We start from the raw sequence: 5078 nt of genomic DNA on the forward strand, positions 1-5078 counted from the left end.
GCGGGAGAAGGGCAGGCTTTGCAAATAAACGCTGCCGTGTCCTTCCAATGTGGCCAGAAACAACCCTTCGCCGCCGAAAAACATGGATTTAAGTCCGCCTGCCCGCTGGATGTCATATTGAATCCCCTGAGAAAAGGCCACAATGCAGCCGGTATCCACCATCAGCCTTTCGCCGTTCAGCTCTTTTTTAACGATGGTGCCGCCGGCATGAACAAACGCCATGCCGTCACCTTCCAGGCGTTGAAGAATAAATCCTTCGCCGCCGAAGAAACCGGTCCCAAGTTTCCGGTTAAAGGCAATGGAAACTTTTGTGCCAAGGGCTGCGCACAAAAACGCATCTTTCTGGCAGGTCAGCTGTCCGCCGATGGCGGCCATGTCAACGGGAATAATTTTTCCGGGATAGGGCGCGGAAAAGGCCACTCGTTTTTTGTCATGTGCCTGGTTGGTGAAATGGGTCAGAAACAGGCTTTCACCGGTGAGCGCCCGTTTGCCTGCGCTAAAGAGCTTGCCCATAAGCCCTTTGTCCGCTTCAGAACCGTCCCCCATTTTTGCTTCAAATGCGATGCCCTGCTCCATCCAGTTCATGGCACCGGCCTCGGCAATCACCGTTTCGCCGGGATCCAGCCCCACCTCAACGGCCTGCATGTCATCCCCGAAAATTTCGTAATCCACTTCATGGCATTGCATCGGTTACCTCCTTTAAGCCTATTATGATGAAAGATTCCGCCTTGTTGGACAGGCAGGTAATGTTTTTGATATGAAACGCAGTATATCAGATATATCTGTTCTTTTTCCATTAAAAAGTCATCCAAAATATAATTGGGGGTCACAGTAAAATTCAATTTTACTGTGACCCCCAATTATTGGCGGAGAAGGAGAGATTCGAACTCTCGGTACAAGTTTCCCCATACACTCGCTTAGCAGGCGAGCACCTTCGGCCACTCGGTCACTTCTCCACATTTTTTTTTGGCGGAGGAGGTAGGATTCGAACCCACGAGGCTTTAACACCTAACGGTTTTCAAGACCGCCGCCTTCAGCCGCTCGGCCACTCCTCCAAAATTTAACCCGATTAATATAACATCTTGACACCGGCGGGTCAATTAAAAAGTTTGTTTAATTCCGGGAATGATTTAAGGGATAGATTTAAATTATTGACACGGGAATTGGTTGGGCTATATTAAGAAGTTTCAAGTTAATGGATGATAACAGGAGAATCCAATGAAACAGAAAATCAGGTTTGAAAAAAATATAGAGGACAATATACTGACTGTCCTTGAATCTGCAGAGGTGGATCCCGGTGTAATTCTGCTTTTGCATGAAGAAGACTATGCCCTTGACGTCATTAGTGCTGCATGCAAAGATGGCTTTCAGGCGTTTCTTAACGTATTTCGCCGTCGCAGTTTTTTCCCCACCAGGGAGCTGTCCGAAAAGTTGTTTGAAAATGCTACTGAATTTTTTGCCGATCCTGAATCGGATAAGATGGTCATTGAGCATAATGATGTGGACACATTGCCCGGCGAAGAGGATTTTTCCCTTGAAGAAGATGATGTGGAGCTGGATGCACTGTTAGATGAAGATGGGGACACCAAGGAAGACGAGATGAAAGAAATTGATTCCGAGGACGATACGCCTAGATTCACCCCTGAAGATACCTCTGAACACGAGAATTAATCCTTTATGAAAACAAAAATTAGAACCATGCTCCTGGATGCGGCTGGTACTGCCTTCGAAAAGGGCTTGCTGCCTTCCAACCAGGTGCCTGAATTTGAAGTTGAAACCCCTAAACATGAAGGCCAGGGCGATTTTTCAACCAATTTTGCCATGGTGTCGGCAAAATTGCAGAAAATGGCCCCGGCAAAGATCGCCAAAAGTCTTGTTGAGGCCATTTCCGACACTCCCCACACCCCTTTGGGCTCTGTAGTGGAAAAAATAGAGGTGGCAGGCCCCGGATTCATTAATTTTTTTTTATCCCCCGGGGCCTGGCACCCGGTGGTGGACCAAGTGCTGAAGCAGGATGCAACCTTTGGCGCGTCTGCCATAGGCAGTGGGAAACGTGTCCAGGTTGAATTTGTATCGGCTAATCCAACAGGTCCGCTTCATGTGGGGCACGGTCGGGGGGCTGCTGTGGGGGATGCCGTCGGCAATATCCTTTCCTTTGCAGGTTTTGATGTGCAAAAGGAATATTATATTAATGACTCCGGCCGCCAGATCAGAACCCTTGGCACATCAGTGTGGTTGCGGCTGCAACAGATCCAGGGAAAAACCGTGGATTTTCCCCAGGACTGCTACCAGGGGGACTATATCCGCGACATTGCCAAAGAGGTGCGTGATGCCCGGGGAAAAGACCTTGCTGATACCGATGAAAAACAGGGCGTTGAGATCTGTGCCCGATTTGCCGCCGGTAAAATTCTGGCCGGTATCCGGTCCGATTTAGATGATTTCGGTGTCCGGTTTGACAACTGGTTCAGCGAGCAAAGCCTTTATGATTCGGGTCGGGTCCAGACAGCCATTGAAAATTTTAAAGAAAAAGACCTGATCTATGAAAAGGACGGGGCTCTTTGGTTCCGTACTGAAAAATTCGGGGATGAAAAGGACCGGGTGGTGGTGCGCAATAATGGACTGACCACCTATTTTGCATCGGACATCGCCTATCATGACGAAAAGTACGAGCGCGGGTTTGATCGTGTCATTGATGTATGGGGGGCCGATCACCATGGATATATCAAGCGTATTGATGCGGCTGTGGTGGCCACGGGACGAAAGAGCGAACAATTTGATGTAATTCTGGTCCAGCTGGTCAATTTACTGCGGGACGGAAATCCCGTGCAGATGTCCACCCGGGCCGGAGAGTTTGTGACGCTTAAGGATATTGTGGACGAGGTGGGAAAGGATGCTGCACGGTTCATGTTTTTAAGCCGCAGTTATGATTCAGGGCTTGATTTTGATTTGGAACTGGCCAAAAAAAAGAGTGCGGATAATCCTGTTTATTATGTGCAGTACGTCCATGCCCGGATTACCGGAATTTTAAACAAGGCAAAGGATGAAGGACTTATTGACCAGATTGACTTCAACGCCGGTAGCAACCTTGAAAAACTTCTGGCCGAAGAGGAACTCAAGCTGATTAAGCACATGGCCGCTTTCCGGGAACAGGTGGAAAAAAGTGCGGAAACCCTTCATCCCCATGTGGTTTTCACCTACCTGATGAGCCTTGCTTCGGCCTTTCATGCCTACTATAACCGGCATAAGGTTATCATGGAAGATAGATCGCTGTCCCTGGCCAGGCTTTCTCTGGTTCTGGCAGTTAAAAAAGTGATCCGTAACGGGTTGACCCTTTTAGGTGTCTCTGCCCCTGAAAGAATGTAGGAGGATTTAAGATTCGTGGTGTTGGGACATATGGCTGGTATCTTTTAATCGGGATCTGGATGTTTGGTATTGGCGTTTTTGTAGGCAGAGGTTCAAGTCCTGTCCTGTTTGAAACCCGACCTTTCCAGGAACGCCTTGGCCGAATGGTGAGTGAGCGTTCTGCCAAACTGCCTAAAAAGGAAAAAATAGATCTTAAATTTTATGATGTCCTTGACGAGCCGGTCTCCTATCTGATCAAAGAAAAAACAGATGATTCCGGAGAAATTACCCCGGGCCGGGAAACCGGGAAATCAGCTTCGATAGAGCCGATACCCAATACTCCCCAGGCTGAAAAGATTCCTGTCAAGCTCAGTAAAAAACTGGCCACCTGGTATTCTGCCGGGCAGGGTGAAGACAATGGTGATGCCCCGGCACCACTACTTAAAAAGAGTGCTTCGGTAAAAACAGATACAAAAACCAGTGAAAACCGGACTGTGATCCCGCCTGCCCCTAATGTTTTAAAATCAAAAAAACAAACAGGTAAAAAAACAGATGCGGTTTCCAAAGAAACCAGGCCCGATAGCGGGGCGCCGGTATCGACCCATGGTGCATACACCATTCAGGTTGCGTCATATAAGGATTTAAATGATGCCTTATCCCGGATGGCTCTTTTGAATAAAAAGGGGATTACCTCCTACCGGGTCAGTGTGACGATCAACGGGGTGACCTGGCACCGGATCAGGACCGGCTCTTTTCCCGGTCAGGAAGAAGCCGGGGCCCGGCTGGCAAAGCTTGCCGGTTCAGGTGTTAACGGTATCGTCATAAAAAAGGAATAAAAATGAAAATATCACAGCAGGAAGTGGAAAAAATAGCCCATCTGGCCCGGCTGGATGTGGATGATGAACTCAAGGAGACCCTGGCAGGACAGCTCAGTGATATCCTGGATTATATTGATGCTCTCAAGGATGTGGATGTTGACGGGGTGACACCGGTATCAGGGGCGGCATTCATGAATAATGTGCTCCGAGAAGACGAGGAAAAACCGTCCCCGGGCCCGGATGTGACCCTGGCCAATGCACCGGAACGTGACCAGGACTTTTATGTGGTGCCAAGAGTGGTAAAGTAGCCCCCAAAAAAAGCGTAAGGAACTAAAATGAATCTGCATACCCTGACCATTGCCCAGGCCAAAGATCTTCTGGACAAAAAGGAAATATCTTCCGTTGAACTGACACGGGCCTTCCTTGACCGTATTGATAAATATGACAACACTATTTCAGCATTTATTACTGTTGATCCGGATCTTGCCCTGGAACAGGCTCAACAGGCGGACCGGATTATTGCCAAAGGGGAGAACCAGGCTTTTACCGGGATACCCGTGGCCTTAAAAGATGTTTTATGTACAAAGGGGGTGAAGACCACCTGTGCATCTAAAATTCTTGAAAATTTTGTGCCCCAATACGATGCCACGGTGGTGGAAAAATTTAAAGCCCAGGATGCCGTGCTGATCGGTAAGGCCAATATGGATGAATTTGCCATGGGTTCTTCCACCGAAAATTCAGCCTTTTTTGTTACCCGCAATCCCTGGAACACGGACTATGTCCCTGGCGGCTCATCCGGCGGATCTGCCGCTGCTGTGGCGGCCCGGTTCTGTTCCGGGGCCGTGGGCACGGACACGGGCGGTTCCATCCGCCAGCCCGCCTCCCATTGTGGTGTGGTGGGCCTGAAACCCACCTATG

Annotated in this window: 6 protein-coding genes and 2 tRNA genes; 5 read left to right on the forward strand and 3 right to left on the reverse strand. The window is 49.0% G+C overall.

Translation table 11 applies throughout. From position 1 onward, the window contains the following. The 3 genes from B3D59_RS18090 to B3D59_RS18100 form a co-directional block, all read right to left on the reverse strand. On the reverse strand, positions 1–687 hold a 687-nt coding region (locus B3D59_RS18090), incomplete at its 3' end, for a TIGR00266 family protein (RefSeq protein ID WP_286822547.1). 177 nt (positions 688–864) lie between these two features. After that, a tRNA-Ser gene (locus B3D59_RS18095) sits at positions 865–956 on the reverse strand. Between the two features lie 11 nt (positions 957–967). Next, positions 968–1055 (reverse strand) — tRNA-Ser (locus B3D59_RS18100). Positions 1056–1218: 163 nt separating this feature from the next. Between B3D59_RS18100 and B3D59_RS18105 the strand changes: the two genes are divergently transcribed. From B3D59_RS18105 to B3D59_RS18125, 5 genes are all read left to right on the forward strand, one after another. Then, the gene (locus B3D59_RS18105) at positions 1219–1671 is read left to right on the forward strand and encodes a hypothetical protein (RefSeq protein ID WP_286822548.1); all 453 of its coding nucleotides are present in this window, start codon (positions 1219–1221) and stop codon (positions 1669–1671) included. 6 nt (positions 1672–1677) lie between these two features. After that, the gene (argS, locus tag B3D59_RS18110; protein WP_286822549.1) at positions 1678–3363 is read left to right on the forward strand and encodes an arginine--tRNA ligase; all 1686 of its coding nucleotides are present in this window, start codon (positions 1678–1680) and stop codon (positions 3361–3363) included. 59 nt (positions 3364–3422) lie between these two features. Then, positions 3423–4178 (forward strand): SPOR domain-containing protein, encoded by a 756-nt coding sequence (locus tag B3D59_RS18115; RefSeq protein ID WP_286822550.1) that lies wholly within the window; start codon positions 3423–3425, stop codon positions 4176–4178. 2 nt (positions 4179–4180) lie between these two features. Beyond that, positions 4181–4468 (forward strand): Asp-tRNA(Asn)/Glu-tRNA(Gln) amidotransferase subunit GatC, encoded by a 288-nt coding sequence (gatC, locus tag B3D59_RS18120; RefSeq protein ID WP_286822551.1) that lies wholly within the window; start codon positions 4181–4183, stop codon positions 4466–4468. Positions 4469–4495: 27 nt separating this feature from the next. Further along, positions 4496–5078: amidase (locus tag B3D59_RS18125; protein WP_286822552.1), on the forward strand; the 583-nt coding region annotated here is incomplete at its 3' end.

This window comes from Desulfobacter sp. UBA2225, from assembly GCF_002348205.1.
Taxonomy (GTDB): Bacteria; Desulfobacterota; Desulfobacteria; order Desulfobacterales; family Desulfobacteraceae; genus Desulfobacter; species Desulfobacter postgatei.

Bases quoted from the DNA above. Each gene is read 5' to 3' on its own strand.
- B3D59_RS18105 (WP_286822548.1), top strand. From the start codon at position 1,219: ATGAAACAGAAAATCAGGTTTGAAAAAAATATAGAGGACAATATACTG.
- argS (WP_286822549.1), top strand. From the start codon at position 1,678: ATGAAAACAAAAATTAGAACCATGCTCCTGGATGCGGCTGGTACTGCC.
- B3D59_RS18115 (WP_286822550.1), top strand. From the start codon at position 3,423: ATGTTTGGTATTGGCGTTTTTGTAGGCAGAGGTTCAAGTCCTGTCCTG.
- gatC (WP_286822551.1), top strand. From the start codon at position 4,181: ATGAAAATATCACAGCAGGAAGTGGAAAAAATAGCCCATCTGGCCCGG.